This is a genomic window from Ensifer sp. EB106-03-01-XG145, assembly GCF_058792075.1.
On the sequence record NZ_JBYTEC010000004.1, the window covers coordinates 20,443 to 42,379 of the forward strand.

The following is a 21,937-nucleotide window of genomic DNA, read 5'->3' on the forward strand; positions in this document are numbered from 1 at the left end:
AAAAGGGAACGACAGCATGAACACATTCGCAAAACTCACCGCGGCGGCATCGCTCGCCCTGTCGCTCGCGACCGTTCCGGCTCACGCCGGTGCCGTGCTCGACCACGTGCTCGATGCAAAGACACTGAAGGTAGCGACCGACGCCAATTGGGCGCCGCAGTCCTTCATGAACGAGAAGAACGAGATGGACGGCTTCGACGTCGATGTCGCCAAGGAAATTGCCAAGCGGCTGGGTGTCGGCGTTGAGTTCGTCACGCCCGGTTGGGACATCATCACTGCCGGCAACTGGCAGGGACGCTGGGACATGCATGTCGGCTCGATGACGCCGACCAAGGAACGCGCCAAGGTCTTCGATTTCCCGGCGGTTTACTACTACACCCCGGCTGCCGTGGCCGTTCACAAGGACAGCCCTACGGTCGGTTTGATCGATCTGGACGGCAAGGTTGTCGGCGCCACGGCTACGTCGACCTTCGAAGCCTACGCCAAACAGGATCTGACACTCGATGCCGCCGGCGCGCCTGCCTTCCAATACACGTTCAAGCCGAAGGAAGTGAAATCCTACGCGAACTCGACGACCGCCTTCGACGACCTGCGGCTCGGTGACGGTGTCCGCCTCGATGCGGTCGTGTCGTCGCTGCCCAGCATCCGCGACGCGATCAAGGCCGGTTATCCGATCAAGCAAGTTGGCGACCCGGTCTTCTACGAGCCGCTCGCTGTCGCCGTCGAACACGGTGACAAGGAACTGAGCGACAAGATCGCCGAAGTGATCAAGGCGATGCAGGGCGATGGCACGCTGAGCAAGCTCTCGGAAAAGTGGTACGGCGTCGACTACACCATCGTGAAGTAAGGCAGCCCATATCTGGCGGTCCGGGAGACCGGACCGTCCTTTGTCCAAAGGGACCAAACATGCTTTATCCGGATACTGTTGAGTCCGAAATACTCGTCCACAAGCCGTGGTTCGTGGCCAGCATTTTCGCCACCGTTCTCATTGCCTTCACGGCCTTCGGCCTGACCGGCACGACGATGGGCGAACTGATGCGCCCGGTGATCGGCGAGCCGCTCGAAAGTGGGTTCTATGGCCGTTTTGCGACCGCATTCGTCGTGGCAGTGCTCTTCTGCCTCAACATCGTCCTGATCGGTTTTGCGAGCCTTAGAGTCCAGATCGCCGTCGTCTGGCTTGAGTTGCTCGCGCTGTTCCTCGCCTTCTTCCAGACCTTCAATCTCAGCCTGCCATTTATCGAGGAGAAATTACCGTTCCTCATCACGCAGGGGCTGGTAACCACGGTATACGTTTCAGCGATCTCGATTGTGATCGCATCGGCGATCGCCATTCTCGGCGCTGTGGCCAAGCTCTCGAGCAACGGCTTCGCCTATGCGATTGCCAGCTTCTACACGTCCTTCTTTCGCGGCCTGCCGCTTTTGATGCAGGTTTATCTGATCTATCTCGGCCTGCCGCAACTCGGCTTCATCATCGACGCGGTGCCGGCCGGCATTCTGGCACTTTCGCTCTGCTACGGCGCATACATGACGGAGATCTTCCGCTCCGGCATCCAGAGCATCGATCGCGGCCAGTGGGAGGCATCACGCTCCATCGGCTTCGGCTTCGGGCTGACGATGCGCAAGGTCATTCTGCCACAGGCGCTGCCGGTCATCATCCCGCCGACCGGCAACCAGTTCATCTCGATGCTGAAGGATAGCTCGCTGGTCTCCGTCATCGGTGTCTGGGAACTGATGTTTCTCGCCCGCACACTGGGCCAGAAGACCTTCCAGCACATGGAAATGCTCATATCCGCCGCCATGCTCTACTGGACCCTGTCCATCGCTCTCGAGTTGATCCAGTCCCGCATCGAACGTCACTATGCCAGGAGCAAGGTCAGATGAGTGCTGAGACCATCATCGACGCCAGGAACGTTTCCAAATGGTACGGCGCCTTCCAGGTGCTGACGGATATCAACCTGACGGTTCGCAAAGGGGAGCGCATCGTCATTTGCGGCCCGTCCGGCTCCGGCAAGTCCACGTTGATCCGGTGTTTCAACCGCCTGGAGGCGCACCAGGAAGGCGAGATCGTCGTCAACGGCATCAACCTGCATGCCAAGATGCGCAATGTCTCGTACGTGCGGCGCAATGTCGGAATGGTGTTCCAGCATTTCAATCTGTTTCCGCACATGACCGTGCTGATGAACTGCATGGTCGGCCCAATGTGGATCAACGGCTTACCGGAAGCAGAGGCGCGGGCGAGAGCGCTCACATTCCTGGAGCGGGTACGAATTCCAGAGCAGGCCAATAAGTTCCCCATCCAGCTTTCTGGCGGTCAACAGCAGCGCGTCGCGATCGCGCGCTCCCTCTGTATGCAGCCGGCAGTGATGCTGTTTGACGAACCGACATCCGCGCTCGATCCGGAGATGGTGTCCGAGGTTCTGGACACCATGACGAGCCTGGCGAAGGACGGCATGACGATGGTCTGCGTCACGCACGAGATGGGGTTTGCGCGGGCGGTCGCCGACCGTGTGATCTTCATGAACTCCGGACAGATAGTTGAGGAAGCAAATCCGGACGAATTTTTCACCAATCCCAGGCACGAGCGGACGAAACTGTTCCTCAGCCAGATACTGAAGCACTAGCACGGTATCCCGTCGTCTTCAGGCTTCAAGATCGGGGGTCGCCTGGAGCACGGAAGACTCGATCGCATCGGGAGGCGACATCATCGACATTGTCCGGTCGCTGGCGCGGCCGGTTAGGGGAGGATGTACGCCACTGGCTCTCGGTTCCGCCGCCTAACCGTGCTCGTCTTGGGGCGGATCGACCTGTTGCCGAATGCTGTTAGCGCTAACCCGATCGCCCGCAGCCGTGATTGACACGATACGCCGCGTCGACGTTGAATGAGGCGAGGGCCGTTCGGCGATTTGAGAATTCGGCCACCTGGTTACGTCGAAGCGAGCAGGCGGGAAAGCGGGAGGGCAGCAGTGTCGTATATGGATGATTTGGACGTCGCCGATGCAGCTTTGTTGATCATGCACTATCAGGCCGACGTCTTTTCGATCCTGGCAAACGATGTTCCAACGGATCTGCTCGATCGCACCAATTCACTGATTGCGCGGTGGCGTGACACGGAGAACCCGACGATCTTCGCGAATTTCGCGATCGACTATGAGTCGCCCTGTGAAAACAATATGTTGATCTGCAACATCATGAAGACAGGTTACTTTCGTGACCCGGCGCCCGTAACTGGGCTCGATGTAGCCGAAAGCGACTGGCGATACGCATGTCCGCGCGCCAATGTGTTTCATGGCACGACTTTGCACCAAGACCTGCAGGCAAAAGGCATCAAGACGTTGGTCATGGCTGGGATAGCGACCAGCGGCGTCCTTTTTTCCAGCGTCGGGTGGTCAAGCGATGCAGATTATAAAATCTACATCGCCCGTGACTGCTGTTTTGATCCCGACACAGTTGCGCACGACGCACTTTTCCGGACGAGCTTCGCCACACGGGCCACCATTGTTTAGATCGCTGCAGATTTCGCCTTCGCCCGATCAGCCTCCAATGCAAACGATGTCCATGCTTGGCGTGATTCCCGCCTCGTAGGCCGAGGACCCCGTACCTTGCGTGGGCGTTCGGGACCGGTTCGATGGGCGAGACCTCGGAATTATCTCACGGCCGTCTCTATCTTGGCTATCCCTTCCAGCGTTCGATGGACTGGGCATTTGTCGGCGATTTCGGCGATTTTGGCGCGAACCTCATCCGAGATCTCGCTGTCGACCGATATGACCCGCTCGAACCGGTCGATTTTTCCGCCATCGGCGCGTTCGGATGCAGCGCATTCTTCGCAATCCCTCGCGTGGATCTTGGAATGCGAGACTTCCACCTTGATGCGCCCCAGCGCCAGCTTCTTGTGGTCGGCGTAAAGACGCAGCGTCATCGAGGTGCAAGCAGCGAGTCCGATCGAGAGGAAGTCATAGGGCGATGGACCGGAATCCAGCCCGCCCGCACTTTGTGGTTCGTCGGCAAAAAGGCGGTGGCTACCGGCCTGGACCGAGTTCTGAAATTTGCCTTCCCCCGTTTCCATCACGCGAACCTGTTCCATCGGTCTCGTGCCCTGTGGAGGGTCAGCCACGAGATAGCGACCCAGCCATTCCGCAATGATCCGGGCGGCGAAGGCGGCGTCGGCAGGATCGGTTAGCAGATGGTCGGCCCTGTCCAGGGAGACAAAGCTCTTGGGGTGTTTTGCCGCGTGGAAGATGTCGCTCGCATTCTCGATACCGACCGTTTGATCCAACGGGGCATGAAGAATGAGAAGGGGTTTCTTCAGCGTCGCGACAGCATCCAGGACGCGATGCGCGCGGGCGTCTTCCACGAATTGTTTTCTGATCAGGAACTTGCGCCCGGCAAGATCGACCTCGGCGGCACCGCTATCCTCGATGTCCTTGAGGCTCGTCCCGAAGTTCTTCAGGACGTGGCCGACATCGGCCGGTGCCCCGATCGTCGCCACCGCGCGGACCTCTGGAATGTCTCTGGCGACGGCGAGAACTGCCGCGCCGCCGAGGGAATGGCCGATCAGCAGTGACGGTGCCTCGAAGTGTCGGCGCAGATAGTCTGCAGCCGAAAGCAGGTCGGCAATGTTGGAGGAGAAATTGGTTGAGGCGAACTCACCTTCGCTGGATCCCAAGCCGGTAAAATCAAAGCGGAGGACCGCGATCCCTTCACGCGCAAGTTCGGCCGCGATGCGGCGCGCCGCTGCCAGGTCCTTGGAGCAGGTGAAGCAGTGGACGAAAATCGCGTAGGCCCGCACGGGACCGTTGGGAAGATCGAGACGAGCGCCGAGGGTTGCGCCGGAATGGCCCGAAAATTCAATTCGTTGAGTGTTGAAATTCATGGCGATGCTCCTTTGAGGAGAACAAGCATGTGGCAGAGGTCTTCAGTGGCATCGCACGCGATGCCACTTTGCCGGACTTGTTCCGACGGTCTGGCTGAATGCCCTGGTAAAATGAGCCTGGTGGACCCCAGCGCCTCTGGCGCCGGCTGATGATCTTCGCGCCATCGAAGGCTGATCCGAAAGGGGCTATGGCGTTGGAATCCTGCGGTTCTTCATAGCGCCCAGCCATGCTCCTGCCTCCGACGTCTCGATAACCAGGACGAGCCTGCATTCATATCTTATTGACGCCAAATCAGGAGCTTAGGTCAAGAAGGCGAGCTTGAGGGCGTATCAATGACGCCGTGCCCGCTATATGCATGGGAATGCGGGCAGTGGCGTGTTCAGGATGGGATCAAGATGGACGACAACAACATCATCAAGTTTGAACGACCGAAGCCAAAGAAGGAGGCCAAGCCGGTCAGTCCAACGCAGCGAAAGGCGCTGATTTGGCTGGCGCTGGTAGCCGCGTTGATCGGGGTGTGGTCATACTACCAGTTTGTCGCGCCGCCGAGCTTGCCTGGGCACTAGGTCCAAAGACCACAGAATTACCGGCCGTCGTCCGGATCCGCCAACTTCGGACCCGCCTTTGCCTCGGCCGAAGTCGGTGGAAATGCCGTGTGAATTTAGCCAGCAGGTCTCTCAGACGGACGCACGAAATCGGGCGACTAACAGCAGTCGTGACGGGGATCGGGCTGGTCCGGCGGCCTATCCAACCGTGGAGGTGCTTAGGGCGGCGGCCGGATGTGGTTTCCCATTGCCCCGACGGCATATGGGTGACAGTAAGGTCCCAACCTCAAGGGACGGGGGCAAGAGGCGCGCAACCGTCACGCTGCAGGACGGGCGTTTCCCGGTGGTTTGCGATTCAACAGCTATGAAGCGGAAAGCGTTTTTTCCGATATGGTCCATGCTCGCTCTCACACGCGCCTCGACACTCTCGTCAGCGCGCCACTAATCTTGGCCGGTCGGTAGGCCTTTGAAATGCCTGACCTTCTCGTCAAGCTGCACCCACTTGTGCTTCGACTGCTCGAACACGGACAGGGCAGGTGGCGCGAAGGTCGGGTCGGCAAAGGAGCCGACCGCCACCCCGATCCAGGACGGTGCGGCCTCGGCCTTCCAAAAGACGGTAGAACCGCATGTTGGGCAAAAATGCATTCGCACCTTGCGCCCGCTGTCAGCAGTGCGAACGAATTCCTTGGACGCTCCGGAAATCTCGATGCAGTCGACAGAGTAGAACGCATTGGCGCTGAATGGCGCGCCAGTTCTTCGCTGACAAGCCAAACAGTGACACAGCGCGGTCAATTGCGGCGGTTCGCCAGACGTCAGTCTAAGAGCGCCACAGGTGCATTGGGCAGTGGCCATGGAAAGTCATCCCGCTGGCGTGGTGAAAATACGTTGGAGGGGCGAAGGGCAGATCCGAGCCACAGATCCTTGCGGCAGAGAACGCGAACAGGCTGCGGCCTGATACAATTTCAGGCGCGCCAAACTAAGAAGTAGTGCGCGACATTCCAAGGTCTAGAGGGAAACCATACGAGGACGTATGGACGATACCCTTCGGTTATCTGCGCATGGATGGCGAAGCGTTCACCACCACTCAGGGGACCGGCGGTTCCCAGAGTTCAACCGGATTGCCTTCAGGATCGTGAATGCGCGCAAACCGGCAGGCGCGTATTTGCGACTCGAACGTCGAGCTTCAATGCGATGGTCGTGCCGAGGGCAACGCGCCCCGGCGCGCCCGCTATCGGTTCCAGCTACCCAACCTGTCGTGAAGCACTGCTATGTCTTCGCGCAGGAAAGGAGGGCAATCCCTATCGATCTGCTCCTGGTAGGTTCGGGCATATTCGTGACCCGAATAGACGGCGGCGGCGATCAGGCCGGGCGCCAGACAGTCGCCTAGCCGGACAACAGTCTTGATCCCCGCATCGGCCCATTCCGCTTCCCGTGCTTTCAGGTCATGCCACAAGGTTTCATCGGGCAGCCGAGCTGTAACCGGGACGAGTGTGGCGCAGTCGATTTGCCGCGTCTTTCCGCTGTAGACGCAGGAAACCTCAAGCCGGTCCTTCGTGCGCCCGGCAAGCGCCATGGCAGGAATGATATCCACGCCGAGTTCGATGAGACGTCTTTGCACCCGTCCCTGTTCCAGCGTGTTCTTGCTCCACGGCGAAACCTGGGCTTCGGGCGTCACGAAGGTCACGGCCCGGCCAGCCCTGGCCAGCATTTCAGCAAGCACGCTGCCCATATAGAAGCAATCGTCATCGAAGATTACGACCGGACCGTCGACGGACACGGCCGCAGCGCCGTCGACAAGAAGGGCGTCGGGCGAAACGAGGGCGCCTTCGGAAAAGAATTCGAGGGGCAGGCGGTGGGTGCGGCCGGCCCCGTCGCATCGCCAGTTCGCGCCGGTGGCAATCGCGACATGAGGCATGCCGTACTGAAGAACGTCGTCGGCGCTCAGCGGGCTGTGCAGGTAGAGTTGGGCATTCACCTGCGTGCTCAGCTGGCCGATGCGCCAGTCGCGTACGCGGCCCCAGGTCGCAAGCCCTGGCAGGCGGCATTCGCGCGCGACCCGTCCGCCCCATTCTCCGCCCGCCTCGGCGAGTACGACGTCGACGCCGCGCTGGGCAAGAGCACGCGCCGCCTCGAGACCCGCCGGGCCGCCACCGATGATGAGCGCCGGCTCGGGCGCCAGCGACGTTGCAATAATCTCGGGGTGCCAGCCCTTGCGCCACTCTTCGCCGATTGTCGGATTCTGCGTACAGCGCATCGGCACGTTGGTATTGTCGCCGGAAGTGCAAATGTTGCAGCCGATACATTCGCGGATGTCGTCGATGCGTCCCTCCTCGATTTTCTTCGGCAGATAGGGATCGGCGATCGACGGGCGTGCCGCGCCGATGAAGTCGAGAATACCCTGGCGGATCACCCGCACCATGCTGTCCGGTGAGGTATAGCGCCCAACGCCGACCACCGGCTTGGTCGTGACGGATTTGACAAAGCGGATATAGGGCTCCTGGTAGCCTTCCTCGGAGAAGCGGGCCGTCTGACTGTCGTTGGACCAGTCGGAAAGGTTGACGTCCCATAGGTCGGGAAGATCGGCGAGCGCCGAGATGATGTCCTTGCCTTCTCCTTCGCTGGTAATACCGGATGGGCCCATCAGTTCGTCGACTGCGAGGCGTACGGCGAGTGCACAGGTATCGCCGATCGCCTCGCGAGTATCCTCCAGAATCTCCCGGAAAAGCCGCAGCCGGTTTTCGAAGGAGCCGCCATATTCGTCGCTGCGATCATTGTGGCGGCGCGACAGGAAGTGCTGCAGCACGCTCATGTCGTGGCCGGCATAGACATAGATGATGTCGAAACCGGCTCTCTTGGCACGCAACGCGGCATTGCGATACCAGCGGCGCATGTCAGCGATGTCGGCCTTGTCCATCGCTCGCGCCTGGACGGGGTCGAGGCTGTCGCTGATGGCATGCGACGGGGCAAGCGGGATCATGCGGCTGAAGCGGTTGGCGACATGCAGGCCATTATGCACGAGCTGGATGGCCGCCAGGCTGCCATGGTGATGGATGCGCTCGGTGACGGCCGAGAGCGCCGGCAGGTCGCCCTCGTCCCAAAGACGCGCTTCGTTGGCCGGCGTCAGGTCCGAGGTTGGATGGATTTCCGCTTCCTGGGTCGAGACGACCGCCCAGCCACCTTCTGCTTTCATGCCGCGCAGGTGGGCCTCTGCGTTGGGATAACGGTACCCCATTCCGGAACAGTGCGGGACCTGGTAGAAGCGGTTACGCGCGGTGACCGGGCCGATCTTGACGGGTTCGAAGAGAATATCGAAGCGTGACATCGCTACTACCAGGATTAGAGATTTGATTGAGGCGGCCGAGGCCGCCGAAGCCCAGAATAACCGGGTGTGGCCGCGTCGCAAGATCATTGCTATACAATTGTATAGTTTCTTCCGTGGTAAATTGTTTTGATGTCATTGCGCTTCGTCATGATCCCGCGCAGGCAACAGTCGGCCCGGCCTGAAGTTCGAGATCAGCGAGCGCGGCGTTGCGCCGGTCCTGGAACAGGATCTGGTCGCATGCGCCAAATGCTTTGGGTGCAAGTAATGTTTCGTGTCCGAAATGAATTGACTTTCGACGCGAAACCCCGGTAGAGTCTTTCCAACGTCCGAACTGTGACCGGCCGTCGCCAAACCACCCGCCCGCAAGGCGGGTTTTCTGTTTGCCAGCGTGGATGCCTCGGGATGGAAACCCCACTCAAGGCAGACGAGGAACCGACTTGTTGACGACACATTGTGCCTGTAGGAGTTGCGCATCGATCTTGCTTGTTGAGCTTTGTTTCCTCGCTTTGGCGTTCAAGCCGACTTTTCTCTCAAAATCGATCTAACGCTTGGCTGACGCAATGTTGGCCAGGAAATTCAATTGCGATTGAAAGGAAATTGTTATGAACATTGGAACCGTAAAGTTCTTCAACAGCACCAAAGGCTTTGGCTTTATCGCCCCTGACAACGGCGGAACGGACGTCTTCGTTCACGCATCCGCAGTTGAACGGGCTGGGATGAGGTCACTTGTCGAAGGTCAGAAGGTCAGCTTCGAAATCGTGCAGGACGGTAGATCCGGCAAGAGCGCAGCGGACAACCTTTCTGCTGCTTAACAAATATCGATTCTGGCCATTGACCACGGATGTACTGGCACTGGCTATTGAGGCGATATGTAGAAGGTCGGGTTTGCCCGGCCTTTTTTATTGACAAAGTGCCCACCCAAGAACCGCCGTCTGCGCAGGGTGGTCGCCGTTCGATTGCATCAACGGGGTACGCTGTCTATGCGGTCGGATTTGGCCGCGCTAGGTGGTGTTTCATAACCAGTGAAGATAGTCGGCGCGGGTCTGAAGGCCCAAACCATAACTATGCCCATGGACGCGATGAGTAGCGCGAAAACGAGACGACTTGACATGGCGCTTTCCTCCTTGATCGGAGCGCTGTGAATGCTGATCGCATTCGTCGCCATTGTCAGTTCGTCATTTCTGGCAAAAAGACGCGCAAGCGCCCTTTAAGGCCTCGCGGTCCGTGCGGCTAAGGAGGGGTCCGGTTGTGTCCGGTCGCCGCATGGCAACCTCAGAAGTATACCACACTTTCTCGCCGTGTGGTCGCAATTAGGTAAGCGCCGAAGTCTACGTAATTACCAATTGCACGATATGAGCAAAGGGGGTCATTGCCCACTTGCCGCTGTTATCCTTCGCGGTTTTGTAGATGATAAAGTCGCGCCCAATGGTAAAGGGTCCGTGCATCGTAATCTCATTGCCGGTGGAGAGAATGGCCCGAAGTTCGTTTGTGTGGCGCTGCTCAATCTGGCCCCTGATCAAATCGGATAGGACCTGATCCAGGATAGTCGGTTGTGTGTCTTTCATTGGAATTCCCCGAATTGTTTCCGGCAGGGATTTTGATGGCGCCACAAATTACGACTGGCAAGGCCTGCCATCAATCTCACCGAGTCATGGAGCGGCCGGCATGAGTTCAGCATTCCTGAACGGAACAAGCCCAAAAATTTATTGGGTCGAGGTGTTGTGCTTTGGCACATAAATTGTTCACGGATCGTTCTAGTGCGTATTAGAGGCTGCTTCGCCTGGTTTCTCAACCGACAGGCGACGACTTCAGGATCTGACAGGTGTCAAATTCGCACTAATCCTAACGGGTTAGAAATCCTCTTTCGTACACGGCGCGTTCTCACGTCGTTCGGTGTATATTAGATATTAAACTTTCAGTAGAAATTCAGGGTTTGTAGGAGCCCTGTCGCGCTTACGTGAGCGACAGAATCAACCAGATCAGCACAGCGGCTGTGATGAGCACATCGTGATGGCTATGGCGATAATCTCCAACCTCAGCGGATCACGGTCCCCGTATTTTTCTGTAATCCGACGAACCTCTCCGATTGCGGAACCCTTCGCCTCGCCTGTCACGTAAATCTTGTGCCCGATGGCCGTGATCTCGCACCCAGCCGCGATCAACTCATTCACGAAATCCGGGACTTCATTCGACGTCATCTCCGGTCATCGCATGCCGGCTGACTACTCAGCCAGCAATGGGCAGCGGAGTTTGGGTCCCACAACGGATTAGGACCTTTGCGGGGGAGTATCAGGCCTAAGCCGAAGTGCTTGCCTCAAAGAAATGACCCCGTCGTTTCCGACGGGGCCTCAGAGCGCGCGTACTATACCAACCGTGCTACACTAGGGGCCGCATTCTTAAAACTGTCGATGGAACCCCAGCCTTTGATCCGTGGGGTCATCGGCAATGAAAACAACGGCCACCGATCCGGAATGTTCCCTATGCATCCGACTGATAGAAAGAGCTGCGGAACGTTTGCTCCCGCAACATCGCGCTGTCGAACAGCGCAGCCTCGTCGCTCACCCCATTGCGGAATTGATTGGCAATATGCCGGGCCAGGCTTTCGGCGCGTTTTCCAGAGCGCGGGATCCTACACCAGATGCACGCCCGATCGAATGTCCGTTGGAGCATATCAAGCTCGTCGGGGCTGAGTGGCTGGCCGGTAATCTCCTGGATCGAAACCTCCTGGTTGCCGCGCGTAAGCGAGTCCGCGTTCTCTTCCACCGCCGCCGATTTATAGTAGCCGATCATGTGTTTCAGAGCGCCGCTCTCCCGAGTGCCGCCTTGGTAACAGCTGATAATACGCCTTCCGATTGCCTCTGCGGCCTCGCAATTCCGCGATAGGCCGAGCCCGCGCAGGACGTCCACGAAGATCTGTTCGATCTGGTTGATCTCGTGAGGGAGAAGTACCTTTGAGTGGGTCGTGGGAGACATCACGCGACCTCCTGTAACCTGGGGCGAAAGCGTGAAGTCTTCCAGTCGTCGGGGCCCTAAATACTGCCCAGCGATAGCGACAGTATGCGCCGAACCGGCCGCAAAACAACCAAAGAAGTTGCCGCCGTGACGCTGCGCCAATGTCGTGCCTCCGGCCTGACGTCTACAACCCTTTCGATCGATTGAAGATAAGCGATGATCTCTGACTTTAGAGGTTCGCGGTCCCCGCAGTGGCCTCGGCAATCTCCACGAATCACGCCTCAATCGAACGTCCGCCCCGGGTTTCCCGGGGCGGTGTTAAGCATGCGAGCGTTGCGGCTAGTAGTTAAAATAGACGGTCACGCCTTGCCGCCGTTCGTAGCGGTAATAGTCTCGATAGCCGTATCGGTATTGATCACGATAGCCGTAATACCGGGAATAGCGGGGGTAGCACCGGCCGTAGTAATCGCAGGGACGGTGGGCGTACCGCCGTTTCCAGTGGCGATCCGCGTGCTCATGACGATGTTTCCGGTGTCTTACCTGCTCGACATCGCTAGCCTGCACTTGTTCGGGTTTCGGCACGAAGATCGGCGCGGCATTTAGCGGTAGCGCGAAAGATGCCGCTAGGACTACGGCTCCGAGGGTGGATAATAGCTTTTTCATTTGACGCATCCTCTCTAGATCTCAGCTTGGTTCCTCAAGCCTGAACCTCCGATGAACCGCCGTGCGCTCAATCTTTGCGGAACCTAGCCCTGAGATGGACCTCAGAGCACTGGTTCGCTTGGGGCTGGGGTCGCGCTCTGGGATCACTGGCGCCAACGGCGGGGGCTTCCGATACCGTTAGTGCTTGGGCAGCAATGACGGGGGAAATCAGATTCGGCAATGCGGATAGGACCTTTGCCCGAGCGCACCCGACCTAAGTCCGGGGCGTCTTCTTTCGCGTCCACACGAGAAAATGGCCCCGTCGGTGCGACGAGGCCGGAGGCTGCTTCTGGCTATCGCGGGGACAATTGGAGAGTCCGCCGCGTGATCCCGACGAGCCAAAACGCGCATACGGGCGAAAAGGTTCCCACCAGGCAGGAAGCGAGCCAAAAAGAATGGCCCCGAAAGGCGACGACGGGGCCACAGGAAAGGGTGGCTGAGCCCCGGACATGGGAAGGGAAATGGGGCCGCTTTAATAACGTGCGGTCATCAAAGTCGTTCCAGTCGGATGTTTTTCCTCGGGCGCGCGCCGAACCTTGTCGGATCCTACAATTGTCTGGCGCGAGAAGACCTGATCTTATGCGGGCATGGCCACCAAACCCTCAGACTTGAAACTGAAGCCATGGCTACTTGCCGAGCCTACCGCGCGCGGGTACGAGACGGCGGAGGATTTGAAAGATGAACTCGGGGCAGAGCTGCTGCGGATACCAGGGATGGGGGGCGCGTGTTGAATGGGGCGGTCGAGAACCAGTTGCACCAGGCCGCGAGCGGGCCGGCGAGAGGCACGATCCGTGCGCCAACTTCGGCAGCATGGCTGTGCAGCCGCACGGGAAACCAGGCGCCGGTGGGCTTAGCCTCCGAGGCGAGCACGTGGACCGTGGCGTCGATCCGGTCCGTCGGGGCATGCAGCGCTGGGGCCAAAATGACGTCGCCGCGCCGGATCGCGTCCTTGGCCACGCGCTCCCCCGCAAGGTTCAGCGCACAGCGTTGGCCGGCAAGCGCTTCTGTGGCCTTCCGGTTCTGCGCATGGATGCCGCGCACGCGGGCGGGTCAGCCCGGACGATCACGGTATCGTCAAGTTTGACGCGGTTGCCAAGCACCATGCCGGTGACCACAGTGCCGGCGCCTGAGAGGGTAAAGCTGCGGTCAACGGCCAAGCGCAGGAGGCCGGCATTATTGTGGGCGGCGGTTTCCGTTTCAGCGGTGGCGAGCGCTCTCCGCAAGTTCTCGATTCCTTCGCCGGTCACGGCGGAGACGGCAATCACGGGAGCGTGGCCCAGACCGGAATCGGAGAGCGCGGCCCGAATCTCCGCCGTCACTTCAGCCCGACGAGGCCCCTGACAATGCCGAGCAGGTCGAGGATGGCGAGATGCTCGCGCGTCTGCGGCTTGACGTCGTCATCGGCAGCGACGACCAGCAGCGCGAAATCGATGCCGCCGGCGCCGGCGAGCATCGTGCGGATCAGCCGCTCGTGGCCCGGCACGTCGACGAAGCCGGTGATCGCGCCTTGGCCATGCCCTGCGGTCCCGACGATCATTGCGCCGTCAGTGCCTCGATCAGGGGCGCGTCAGCCTCGAGGCAGCGCAGATCGAGGATCAGCGCGCCATCGCGGATATGGCCGACGACCGGCAAGGGTAGGGCGCGAAGCCTTGCGGAGAGCCGTTCCGGCGCGTCGCCGCCCGTGCCCGTCAGCCGAAGATCGGCGCTTGGGATCGTATCGACGGGCAGCGCGCCCGAGCCAACCTGGCTTTGGCAGGGTCACGGCGCCGCCGAATAGCCGAGCGGCTTGAGCAGCGCATCGATTGCCGGGGCGAGGCGGGTGGCCTGCGCGGCGAGTTCGGCTTCCGGGCGGGTGAGGCAGCGTAGCGTCGGCAGGCGCTCCTTCAGCCGGTCGGGGTCGCGGTAGAGTTTGAGCGTTGCTTCCAGCGCGGCGATGCGGATCTTGTCGAGGCGTCGAGCTACGGAGATGACGTCTCCTTTTCTTGCGAGATGGGAACGATCGACAAGGCGTTGCTATGCGATCCGCAGACAAGCGGAGGTCTGCTCGTCGCCTGCTCGCGATCGTCCGCGCCGGAAGTGCTCGACGTCTTCAGCAAGCATGGGTTCGACGCGGCCGTAATCGGAGAGGCCGCGACGGGGAAGGCGGCGTTGGTGGTCGCGTAGTACGCGTTGTCGACCGCGCCTGCGGGCGGGCCGCTTTCAGGCAACTTCGAGCTGAGAGTCTTGCGCCCCTTCCGCGACAGAGGGCGATTCCCATTGCATGTGGGAAGCGTTGAGCCGGCGCGCCACGATATCGTGGTTGAGCCACTGGACGGGACCGGACGGCTCCGACGACGCGCCAAAAATGAGCTGGCCCGTCGCCTCGACCACAAGAGCACTCAGGTGATCGCTGATCATGACCTTGCCGTCGCGATGCATCTGTGTGATCTCGTTAGACGTGCCGATTGTCAGATCGGACTGTGCTTGGCTGTTCGCCATGGGCCACGCCGAGAAGTCGTAAAACGGACGCATGACTTCATTGGCCTGCATGTCGGTAATTTTCTGGAACACATCCTTCATCGTGAAGCCGTCTGCCAGAAGCTGCTGGCAGGCCTGCCACTGGTGCTCCGCCCAATGGCCGCCGTTCTCTTTCTTCAACGCAAGCAGCAGCGGTATCAGTGGGAGCTCGATGCCGGTAAATACGTCGGACGAATTGGTCCGGATTTCGGGGCAGTTATAGACGGTCGCCTTGACACCCGCGGTCCAGGCATCCTGCGCGATGCCTTCGAGCCGCAGCTTGGCGTAGCCTTGCGTGTAGTTAGTGTAGGTCTGCCAGCGGTAGCTGCCGTCGATCAGGACGGCCGTTCCATGGTAGCCATAGGCCGTATAGCGGACTTGACCGCCCGATGCCTCGATGCGCTCGCGGATCGCCGTGCTGAAGTCGATGAGATGTCGGAAGGTGATTGCGGAGACTTCGTCGAAATTCTGCAGGATGAGCTTGCCCATATCGCTGTCGAGCAGGGCTTGCGACGACATGTGGCGGGCACCACGGCCCTTGTAGATCCGGTTGGCAATGACCAGGAAGACCTTCGCCTTCGGGATGCCTCCGGCCATTGTATGGGCGAAAAAGACGTTGCGGCCGCCGGCGATCATTCCGTCGAGAACGGCCATGACCTGCTTGAGCGCATTCGTGAACCGCGCGGTGGCGATGTCCCGGCACTGCTTGATGTAGTCCCAGTCGAGCTTGTCGTCCTGCCAGCTCTCCAGCGTCATGTCCGCGAGAAGATCGGTCGGGGTTGGGCCACCGGCCGGAGCGTCGAGGTCGAAGCCGGCCATCAGAGGGATGTTGATGATCTTACCGCCCAGCCGCTCTTCGGCGGCGGAGAGTTCCTCGGCGTCCAGAGGCCGCAGCGCGTTTTTCTCGTCGCGCCTTCCGACCGTGATCCCCACGATTTCCATTCCAGCCCGCCGAGCTTCGTCGAGCAAGCCAGTCGCGTATCCGCGACCGAACAACTCGCCGAAGAGGACGAAAACATCTCCTTTGCGAAAGACGCTGTTTTCGGCAAGACGGTTCAATGCGATCGGGTTTTCCATACTGTCAGCTCTTTGGTCCGTTGGTCGTCGAGGGGTGACTCAGACGAACTTTGAGCGTCACATGACCACACTCGCCCGGAATAGGAAGTCATTTTAAGTGACGGTTCATTTCAAAACGTGAAGTCGCGCAAGGAAAGCGGGTGCCTTAGCGCAGCAATTCTGGCGTTCTGGGTGGGTGCTTTCCTGTCTCATGACCTCAACGCCGAATGTTCCAAGCCCGAGGGCAGGAGCGGCCGCTGCTCGATAACCTCCGAACGCATCCCGGGATTGTCCACCGTTTTGGGGGTGATTCGTCGTCGGTTGTCGTGCGCCACGGACCGTCCCCATGGCAGACATACAGACATTCGAACCGATTGCACGTTAGACGAAGAAGATTGGCTGAGCCGACAGCAGCACAGGCATTCGGCGGTGAGGACGCGTGGCGGCCACGATCATGATCGGGCGAGTGCGCACGATTGAGGGCTCGAGAGATTGCGAGCTCATCAGCCATCCGATGCACGAAGCGGTTTCATCAAAAGCACCCAGTTTTCCGTATCGCCCTTCCAGCCTTCCCTGACACAGGCGAGCGTTGCCACTTGCGCGTAGCCGCTGCGCTCATACAGTCGTCTGGCACCGACATTGTTGTCGGCAACGATGACGCTCATCCGACGGAGCGCCTGATCCCGCGCTATCTCTTCTGCCAGACCGAGCAGGCGTGAGCCAAGCCCTTGCCCTCGGTACTCGGGATAGCAGGCCAGTACATTGACATACCAGCTGTCGAGTGCCTTGTTTTCCAGTTCTTGCAGCGGCCGGAACAGGGCAGGGAAATCATCGGCAATTGGCTCGGGCTCCGATCCAATCGGGTAACCAGTCAGGCTTGCTACGGCGCCATCTCCGAAGTCCACGACTACAATCTGGCCTTCGCGCACCCTTTGCATTTGTCGGGCGCGACCCACGTCCCATGGATCCTGCCCGTCCTTGGCAAGCCCCTCCCAGATGTACAGCGGCAAACCCTCGCCCGCGAAGTTGACGAGATCGGCCAACGCCTTCGCATCTGCCTCGCTTGCAACTCGTAGCGGCGGTTCGAGCCGGATCATCTGGATCCTCTGGAAAGCTTTTGAGCGGACGCTCATCATATGAGGTTTTTCTGATGACGTGGAGGTCATTCTGACGGCGGCGGGGTCGACCTCGCCGTCGATTGAACGGTCTTTCGGTCGCAAGAACTGCCGAGCATGAGCCACCCGGTTGCCAAAAAACCATAATTGCTTCACCTAGATTGGCATAGACACTCGGCATTAAGAATTGGATCAACGCTGAATGCGCATATCATACGTCTTCCTTGGTGCATTTCTTGCATTCGTACAGTCCGCCTATGCTGAGGTCGCCCCACCGCCTGTTCTGGAGCCGCTGAAGCAACAGGCACAAGCTGCGCAGTTGAGTGCAAAATTTCTCACGCGTTTCAGCTACAAGCCGGTTCAACTCGACGACGCCTTGTCGGCCAGGATCATGGATCGGTTCATCGAATCACTCGATCCGGATCGCGTGCTTTTCCTGCAGGCGGACATCGACAGTTTCATGTCTGATCGCAGTGAGATCGACGATGCTATCAAACAGAAGGATTTGAAGATCCCGTTCGGGATCTTCAACGTATACGGGAAGCGCGTTGTCGACCGCATGAACTACGCGCGCGACTTGCTTAAACAGGACTTCGATTTCAGCACGCAGGAAAACTATCCCGTACTGCGCGACAAGGCGCCCTGGCCACAATCGGAAGCCGAGAGCAACGACCTTTGGCGCAAGCGCGTAAAAAGCGACTGGTTGCGTTTGAAGCTGGGCGGCAAGACCGACGCAGCCATTCGCGAAACGCTCACCAAGCGATATACAAACGCTCTCGATCGCGCCTACAAGTACAAGAGCGGTGACGTTTTCCAGTCGTTCATGAACGCCTACACGACGTCCGTCGATCCGCACACGGATTATTTCGGCGCGAACGCTTCGGCCGATTTCAACATCGCCATGAAGCTCTCCCTGGTTGGTATCGGTGCCGTACTGCAGGAACGCGACGATTACACCACGATCCGCGAGCTCGTGCCCGGCGGGCCGGCGCAGCTGTCCGGCAAGCTTGCGGTCGGAGACCGCATTACCGGTGTTGGTCAGGGCAAGGACGGCGCGATAAAGGAAGTGGTTGGCACCCGCCTGGATGAAGTCGTGCAACTGATACGCGGGAAAAAAGGCTCAGTCGTGCGCTTGGACATCCTGCCGGCAGATGCCGGAGCAGATGCCACTCATCGCGTCGTCACCCTGGTGCGCGATAAAATCAGCCTTGAAAAGCAGGCTGCCCAGAAGACCGTTCTCACTGTGAAATTGGGCGACGCCACGCGCAAGATCGGGGTGATTACGCTGCCGGCATTCTATGAGGATTTTGAAGCCCGGCGCAAAGGCGACAAGGACTTTAGAAGCGCGAGCCGCGATGTCCGGAAGCTTCTCGACGAACTCAAGCGGGAAAAGGTCGAAAGCGTTCTCATTGACGTGCGCAACAATGGCGGCGGGTCACTGGACGAAGCGATTGACTTGACCGGCCTGTTCATCGGCAATGGTCCGGTCGTCCAGCAGCGCGGCAGTGACGGCAAGGTCGAAGTAAGAAGCGCCGATTTTTCAGACCCCGTCTGGACGGGCCCGGTGGGTGTCCTGATCAATCGTGGCTCGGCGTCGGCGTCGGAGATTTTTGCTGCGGCAATCCAGGATTACGGTCGTGGTGTGATCATTGGCGAACCCAGCTTCGGCAAGGGCACCGTTCAAGCTGTCGTCAATCTCGACGAGATGGTTCGCAACAGCAAACCCGAATTCGGTGAGCTGAAAGTGACGATTGCCCAATTTTTCCGGATCGACGGCGGCACGACGCAACTGCGCGGCGTAACCCCTGATATCAGCCTGCCAAGCCTTTCCGACCCGAAAACCTTTGGCGAGACCAGCTACGACAACGCCCTGCCATGGACGCAGATCAAGCCCGCGAAATATGCGCCCGCCGACACCGTAATGACGCTGCTGCCGAAACTGCAAAGCCGCCATGAAGCGCGGGTTGACAGCGATCCGGACTTCCAGCGCTTGCTGAAAGACATTGCGGATCTGAAGGCGCAGCGCGAGAAGGGTACGGTTTCCCTCAATGAAGCCGAACGTCGCAAAGAACAGGCTGAACGAGAAAGTCGACGGAAGGCTCGTGCGCAGGCAGGCGATGTCGACGATACTGGCGGAGATGATGGTCTCAACGCAAACGAGCGGAGCCTGAGTGCCGACATTGCCATCGAGAATGCCCGCAAGAACGCAAAGGACGTCTTGCTGAACGAGGCGGCCGCCATTCTTGCCGATGAGGCCGTTTGCAGGAAGGCGTGCTAGCCGCGGCCACAAAACGATCGGGAAGCACGGGTGGGACTAATCAGACCCGTGTCACCCCAAGCAACTACCACATCGAAGGATATGCTTCCGAATAAGGGCCCATCCGACCTGGTTGGGCCCATGCTTCACCCGGCATCACCACGACCACAGAGCCTATGCATTACACGGGGGGCTCAGGCACATCTGCCAGAACGATCACTCCGCAGCCGACCGCTGGGGCAGAACCCAGTTCGGACGCGGGAAATGGCAGGTGTAGCCGTTGGGATAGCGCTCCAAGTAGTCCTGGTGTTCCGGCTCGGCCTCCCAGAAATCTCCCACGGGCTCCACTTCGGTCACGACCTTGCCTGGCCACAGGCCTGATGCTTCCACGTCCGCGATGGTATCTTCGGCAATTCGCTTCTGCTCGTCATCGACGTAATAGATTGCCGACCGATAGGACATGCCGATGTCATTGCCCTGGCGGTTCTTCGTGGTCGGGTCATGGATCTGGAAGAAGACCTCCAGAATTCGCCTATAGCTGATCCTCTCCGGATCGAAGAGGATTTCGATGCCCTCGGCATGGGTGCCGTGATTGCGGTAGGTTGCATTGGGCACGTCGCCACCGGTGTAACCCACGCGCGTATCGGTGACGCCGGGAAGCCTGCGGATCAGGTCTTGCATCCCCCAGAAACAGCCACCGGCCAGAACAGCTCTCTTAGTCATCCAGAATTCCTCCGGTTGATAAATACGCCTTGGTCTCATCTCCGCTCACGGGGAATGAACCGCCGGCGACGGAACTGTAATATAGGAACTCGTTTTGATCAGATCAGGTGGCCTTCGGGGCGAATTCCGAGCTGAGGCTCTGGAAGTTGGGACAGACTATTTCCGGGTCGCTTAAAAGCGTTAAGCGTCGGGCACGGTGCCTCCGGGGCTGTCGCGGCCGAATGCTACAACGCTCCCGGCTTGAGCGGCTCTGCGAGCCGCGTCAGCAGCGTTACCACTTCGGCCTGCAGGTCCAGGCAGATTTGCTGATGTTCGGATACCTGCTTCTCGCGGCGCGGAAGTTCCCGCAACAGATTGTCGAGGGTCATCGACTCGCGCGCATAGGCCTCGTAAAGGTCGTAGAGCTGTTGGTTCTTTGTCATGCGCAGGAGTTCGCGATGCCGTGGAAGCACCAGCGCAAGGCGAGCCCGGCCGAGTTGCACCAAACCCATATCGTCTTTTACCCTCGGCTCTAACCTCTGATCTGTACGATCCAGGTCCTCTCCTGCGGTCCGGCGTCCGAAAGCACCGGTGGAACAGGAAACGCTGCAAGACGAGGACGGTTCCCGGCGATGTGCTGGCGGTGCGAGGGAGAGAGAGTTGAGATTGGTAAAGCCGGTGAGGCTCGTCAGGTCTGACCGCTGCGGGCATCCACGGGGAGGCTGAGCGCGGTACCATCGACGCGACTTAGGACGAAACTGTCAAAGTTGGCGATCGAGGCGCAGGAGTGGTTGGGGAACACACGCACGCGACTGCCGAGCGGCAAGGGACGTCCCGAGAAGGGAACGAAACCATGCTCTTCGGACAGTCGTTCGAGTGTCCACATACCGGTTTCGCCGTCGCCTTCGGCGCTGACGACAGTGCCGAAGCCTGCACCACCCATGCCATGCGCGCCGCGATCGGAGCTCATGGACTTCGAGCCGGCGTCAATGACGAAGTGCGTGTCGTTGGAGGCAACGACGCGGGCGACCACGCAAAGCGCGAGGTCGTCGGCGGAGCAGATACCAAGCCGGAGCGCGGTACCGTCCAGAAAGACGTAATTGCCGGGCCGGATACAGTCGACCTCCTGGGGCAGCGGCGCGCCCTGGCAAGTCGGCGTCGCGCCGACGGAAATGCAGTCGACCGCGATTCCGCGCTCGCGAAGCCGGTCGGCGAGACTGGCGAGGTCTGTCGCCTCATCGCGGGCGATTTTGGCTAAGGCGTGCGGTTGGGAAGCCGCGTAGGCATGTCCGGCGTGCGAAAGCAGGCCGGCAAAACGCAGGCCGTCGGTGGCGGCGATCCTTGCGCACAAATCGAGCGCTGCAGGACCATTGGGTTTGAGGCCGACGCGACCGAGGCCAACGTCGACCTTGAGGAACACGCCGATCTCGACGCCGTGTCGGTTGGCGGCTTCCGACAGCGCATCGACACCCGTTTCGCTCGCCGCAATCGTACGCAGCTCGACGCCCCGTGCCTTTACCACAGGCAGCAGGCGATCGAGTGACGCGGCGCGGACGATGGGATAGGCGAGGATGATCGACGGGATCCCGGCTTCGGCGAAGATCAGTGCCTCGCTGGGCTTGGATGCGGTGATGCCGCGCGCGCCTGCCTCGAGCTGCTGTCGTGCGATGTAGAGGCTCTTGTGCGTCTTCACATGCGGAAACATCGTGACGCCGGCCGCGTCGGCGCGCTGCTGCATGCCCTTGATGTTGCGCGTAAGCCGTCTCTCGTCGACTTCGATATAGGGCGTCGGTTGCTCGGCAGCCGTTGGACGCAGGAAGCCCTCGGCCTTCACCTCGTTTGCGCCGTTGTCGATGTCTGCCGACGCCATGCCGGCCGCGCTCGCAGCCGATTGCGTCACTTCGGAAGTGCTCATGTTG

Annotated in this window: 19 protein-coding genes and 3 pseudogenes; 8 read left to right on the forward strand and 14 right to left on the reverse strand. The window is 59.7% G+C overall.

From position 1 onward, the window contains the following. The first annotated feature begins 16 nt into the window (after positions 1-16). From AC3WWH_RS12575 to AC3WWH_RS12590, 4 genes are all read left to right on the forward strand, one after another. The gene (locus AC3WWH_RS12575) at positions 17-847 is read left to right on the forward strand and encodes a transporter substrate-binding domain-containing protein (RefSeq protein WP_058321936.1); all 831 of its coding nucleotides are present in this window, start codon (positions 17-19) and stop codon (positions 845-847) included. 59 nt (positions 848-906) lie between these two features. Beyond that, on the forward strand, positions 907-1,881 hold the full coding sequence (locus tag AC3WWH_RS12580; RefSeq protein ID WP_057249870.1) for an amino acid ABC transporter permease: 975 nt from the start codon (positions 907-909) through the stop codon (positions 1,879-1,881). Beyond that, complete coding sequence (locus AC3WWH_RS12585) at positions 1,878-2,621, forward strand: amino acid ABC transporter ATP-binding protein (RefSeq protein WP_058321935.1); 744 nt, start codon at positions 1,878-1,880, stop codon at positions 2,619-2,621. Before AC3WWH_RS12580 ends, AC3WWH_RS12585 begins: the two co-directional genes overlap by 4 nt. Before the next feature lie 351 nt (positions 2,622-2,972). After that, a complete protein-coding gene (locus tag AC3WWH_RS12590; RefSeq protein WP_058321934.1) occupies positions 2,973-3,503 on the forward strand; it encodes an isochorismatase family protein in 531 nt (176 codons plus the stop codon). A gap of 140 nt (positions 3,504-3,643) precedes the next feature. Here the strand turns inward: AC3WWH_RS12590 and AC3WWH_RS12595 are convergent, their stop codons facing one another. Then, complete coding sequence (locus tag AC3WWH_RS12595; RefSeq protein WP_058321933.1) at positions 3,644-4,870, reverse strand: bifunctional alpha/beta hydrolase/OsmC family protein; 1,227 nt, start codon at positions 4,868-4,870, stop codon at positions 3,644-3,646. 396 nt (positions 4,871-5,266) lie between these two features. Between AC3WWH_RS12595 and AC3WWH_RS12600 the strand changes: the two genes are divergently transcribed. Next, on the forward strand, positions 5,267-5,437 hold the full coding sequence (locus tag AC3WWH_RS12600; protein ID WP_197417297.1) for a hypothetical protein: 171 nt from the start codon (positions 5,267-5,269) through the stop codon (positions 5,435-5,437). Between the two features lie 420 nt (positions 5,438-5,857). Here AC3WWH_RS12600 and AC3WWH_RS12605 read toward each other — a convergent pair whose 3' ends face one another. Both AC3WWH_RS12605 and AC3WWH_RS12610 read right to left on the reverse strand, forming a co-directional pair. Further along, positions 5,858-6,268, reverse strand: coding sequence for a GFA family protein (locus tag AC3WWH_RS12605; protein ID WP_058321931.1), 411 nt, complete (start codon positions 6,266-6,268; stop codon positions 5,858-5,860). Positions 6,269-6,644: 376 nt separating this feature from the next. Beyond that, positions 6,645-8,738 (reverse strand): oxidoreductase, encoded by a 2,094-nt coding sequence (locus tag AC3WWH_RS12610; RefSeq protein WP_058321930.1) that lies wholly within the window; start codon positions 8,736-8,738, stop codon positions 6,645-6,647. A gap of 602 nt (positions 8,739-9,340) precedes the next feature. Between AC3WWH_RS12610 and AC3WWH_RS12615 the strand changes: the two genes are divergently transcribed. Next, positions 9,341-9,550: a cold-shock protein gene (locus AC3WWH_RS12615; RefSeq protein WP_058321929.1), complete on the forward strand. Its 210-nt coding sequence runs from the start codon at positions 9,341-9,343 to the stop codon at positions 9,548-9,550. Between the two features lie 516 nt (positions 9,551-10,066). Here AC3WWH_RS12615 and AC3WWH_RS12620 read toward each other — a convergent pair. The 6 genes and pseudogenes from AC3WWH_RS12620 to AC3WWH_RS12645 form a co-directional block, all read right to left on the reverse strand. Next, complete coding sequence (locus tag AC3WWH_RS12620; RefSeq protein ID WP_058321927.1) at positions 10,067-10,303, reverse strand: hypothetical protein; 237 nt, start codon at positions 10,301-10,303, stop codon at positions 10,067-10,069. A 414-nt stretch (positions 10,304-10,717) separates the two neighbouring features. After that, positions 10,718-10,936, reverse strand: coding sequence for a Y4lK-related protein (locus AC3WWH_RS12625; protein ID WP_058321926.1), 219 nt, complete (start codon positions 10,934-10,936; stop codon positions 10,718-10,720). A gap of 280 nt (positions 10,937-11,216) precedes the next feature. Further along, positions 11,217-11,852, reverse strand: a complete 636-nt coding sequence (locus AC3WWH_RS12630; protein WP_156433058.1) for a hypothetical protein — start codon at positions 11,850-11,852, stop codon at positions 11,217-11,219. A gap of 177 nt (positions 11,853-12,029) precedes the next feature. Next, positions 12,030-12,353, reverse strand: coding sequence for a hypothetical protein (locus tag AC3WWH_RS12635; RefSeq protein WP_082640757.1), 324 nt, complete (start codon positions 12,351-12,353; stop codon positions 12,030-12,032). A 760-nt stretch (positions 12,354-13,113) separates the two neighbouring features. After that, positions 13,114-13,914 (reverse strand): annotated as a pseudogene (locus tag AC3WWH_RS12640) (GTP-binding protein); the annotation flags it as partial. Between the two features lie 11 nt (positions 13,915-13,925). Continuing rightward, positions 13,926-14,360: pseudogene (locus tag AC3WWH_RS12645) on the reverse strand (hypothetical protein). A 21-nt stretch (positions 14,361-14,381) separates the two neighbouring features. Between AC3WWH_RS12645 and AC3WWH_RS12650 the strand changes: the two are divergent. Then, positions 14,382-14,555: an AIR synthase-related protein gene (locus tag AC3WWH_RS12650; protein ID WP_113399294.1), complete on the forward strand. Its 174-nt coding sequence runs from the start codon at positions 14,382-14,384 to the stop codon at positions 14,553-14,555. A 36-nt stretch (positions 14,556-14,591) separates the two neighbouring features. On the opposite strand, the gene AC3WWH_RS12655 is transcribed toward AC3WWH_RS12650, so the two are convergent. Together AC3WWH_RS12655 and AC3WWH_RS12660 are read right to left on the reverse strand one after the other, a co-directional pair. Further along, positions 14,592-15,965, reverse strand: coding sequence for an enoyl ACP reductase FabMG family protein (locus AC3WWH_RS12655; RefSeq protein ID WP_058321920.1), 1,374 nt, complete (start codon positions 15,963-15,965; stop codon positions 14,592-14,594). A gap of 482 nt (positions 15,966-16,447) precedes the next feature. Continuing rightward, a complete protein-coding gene (locus tag AC3WWH_RS12660) occupies positions 16,448-17,215 on the reverse strand; it encodes a GNAT family N-acetyltransferase (protein WP_492376990.1) in 768 nt (255 codons plus the stop codon). 46 nt (positions 17,216-17,261) lie between these two features. On the opposite strand from AC3WWH_RS12660, the pseudogene AC3WWH_RS12665 reads away from it, so the two are divergent. Next, a pseudogene (locus tag AC3WWH_RS12665) lies at positions 17,262-19,432 on the forward strand (carboxy terminal-processing peptidase). A 100-nt stretch (positions 19,433-19,532) separates the two neighbouring features. On the opposite strand, the gene msrA reads toward AC3WWH_RS12665, so the two are convergent. From msrA to AC3WWH_RS12680, 3 genes are all read right to left on the reverse strand, one after another. Continuing rightward, positions 19,533-20,039, reverse strand: coding sequence for a peptide-methionine (S)-S-oxide reductase MsrA (gene msrA, locus AC3WWH_RS12670; RefSeq protein WP_113399291.1), 507 nt, complete (start codon positions 20,037-20,039; stop codon positions 19,533-19,535). A gap of 224 nt (positions 20,040-20,263) precedes the next feature. Continuing rightward, entirely contained in the window at positions 20,264-20,461 is a 198-nt protein-coding gene (locus tag AC3WWH_RS12675) for a hypothetical protein (protein WP_245296090.1), read from the reverse strand. Between the two features lie 245 nt (positions 20,462-20,706). Next, positions 20,707-21,933, reverse strand: a complete 1,227-nt coding sequence (locus AC3WWH_RS12680; protein ID WP_082640756.1) for an alanine racemase — start codon at positions 21,931-21,933, stop codon at positions 20,707-20,709. Positions 21,934-21,937: the final 4 nt, after the last annotated feature.

Bases quoted from the DNA above. Each gene is read 5' to 3' on its own strand.
- AC3WWH_RS12575 (WP_058321936.1), top strand. From the start codon at position 17: ATGAACACATTCGCAAAACTCACCGCGGCGGCATCGCTCGCCCTGTCG.
- AC3WWH_RS12580 (WP_057249870.1), top strand. From the start codon at position 907: ATGCTTTATCCGGATACTGTTGAGTCCGAAATACTCGTCCACAAGCCG.
- AC3WWH_RS12585 (WP_058321935.1), top strand. From the start codon at position 1,878: ATGAGTGCTGAGACCATCATCGACGCCAGGAACGTTTCCAAATGGTAC.
- AC3WWH_RS12590 (WP_058321934.1), top strand. From the start codon at position 2,973: ATGGATGATTTGGACGTCGCCGATGCAGCTTTGTTGATCATGCACTAT.
- AC3WWH_RS12595 (WP_058321933.1), bottom strand. From the start codon at position 4,870: ATGAATTTCAACACTCAACGAATTGAATTTTCGGGCCATTCCGGCGCA.
- AC3WWH_RS12600 (WP_197417297.1), top strand. From the start codon at position 5,267: ATGGACGACAACAACATCATCAAGTTTGAACGACCGAAGCCAAAGAAG.
- AC3WWH_RS12605 (WP_058321931.1), bottom strand. From the start codon at position 6,268: ATGGCCACTGCCCAATGCACCTGTGGCGCTCTTAGACTGACGTCTGGC.
- AC3WWH_RS12610 (WP_058321930.1), bottom strand. From the start codon at position 8,738: ATGTCACGCTTCGATATTCTCTTCGAACCCGTCAAGATCGGCCCGGTC.
- AC3WWH_RS12615 (WP_058321929.1), top strand. From the start codon at position 9,341: ATGAACATTGGAACCGTAAAGTTCTTCAACAGCACCAAAGGCTTTGGC.
- AC3WWH_RS12620 (WP_058321927.1), bottom strand. From the start codon at position 10,303: ATGAAAGACACACAACCGACTATCCTGGATCAGGTCCTATCCGATTTG.
- AC3WWH_RS12625 (WP_058321926.1), bottom strand. From the start codon at position 10,936: ATGACGTCGAATGAAGTCCCGGATTTCGTGAATGAGTTGATCGCGGCT.
- AC3WWH_RS12635 (WP_082640757.1), bottom strand. From the start codon at position 12,353: ATGAAAAAGCTATTATCCACCCTCGGAGCCGTAGTCCTAGCGGCATCT.
- AC3WWH_RS12650 (WP_113399294.1), top strand. From the start codon at position 14,382: ATGGGAACGATCGACAAGGCGTTGCTATGCGATCCGCAGACAAGCGGA.
- AC3WWH_RS12655 (WP_058321920.1), bottom strand. From the start codon at position 15,965: ATGGAAAACCCGATCGCATTGAACCGTCTTGCCGAAAACAGCGTCTTT.
- msrA (WP_113399291.1), bottom strand. From the start codon at position 20,039: ATGACTAAGAGAGCTGTTCTGGCCGGTGGCTGTTTCTGGGGGATGCAA.
- AC3WWH_RS12675 (WP_245296090.1), bottom strand. From the start codon at position 20,461: ATGACAAAGAACCAACAGCTCTACGACCTTTACGAGGCCTATGCGCGC.
- AC3WWH_RS12680 (WP_082640756.1), bottom strand. From the start codon at position 21,933: ATGAGCACTTCCGAAGTGACGCAATCGGCTGCGAGCGCGGCCGGCATG.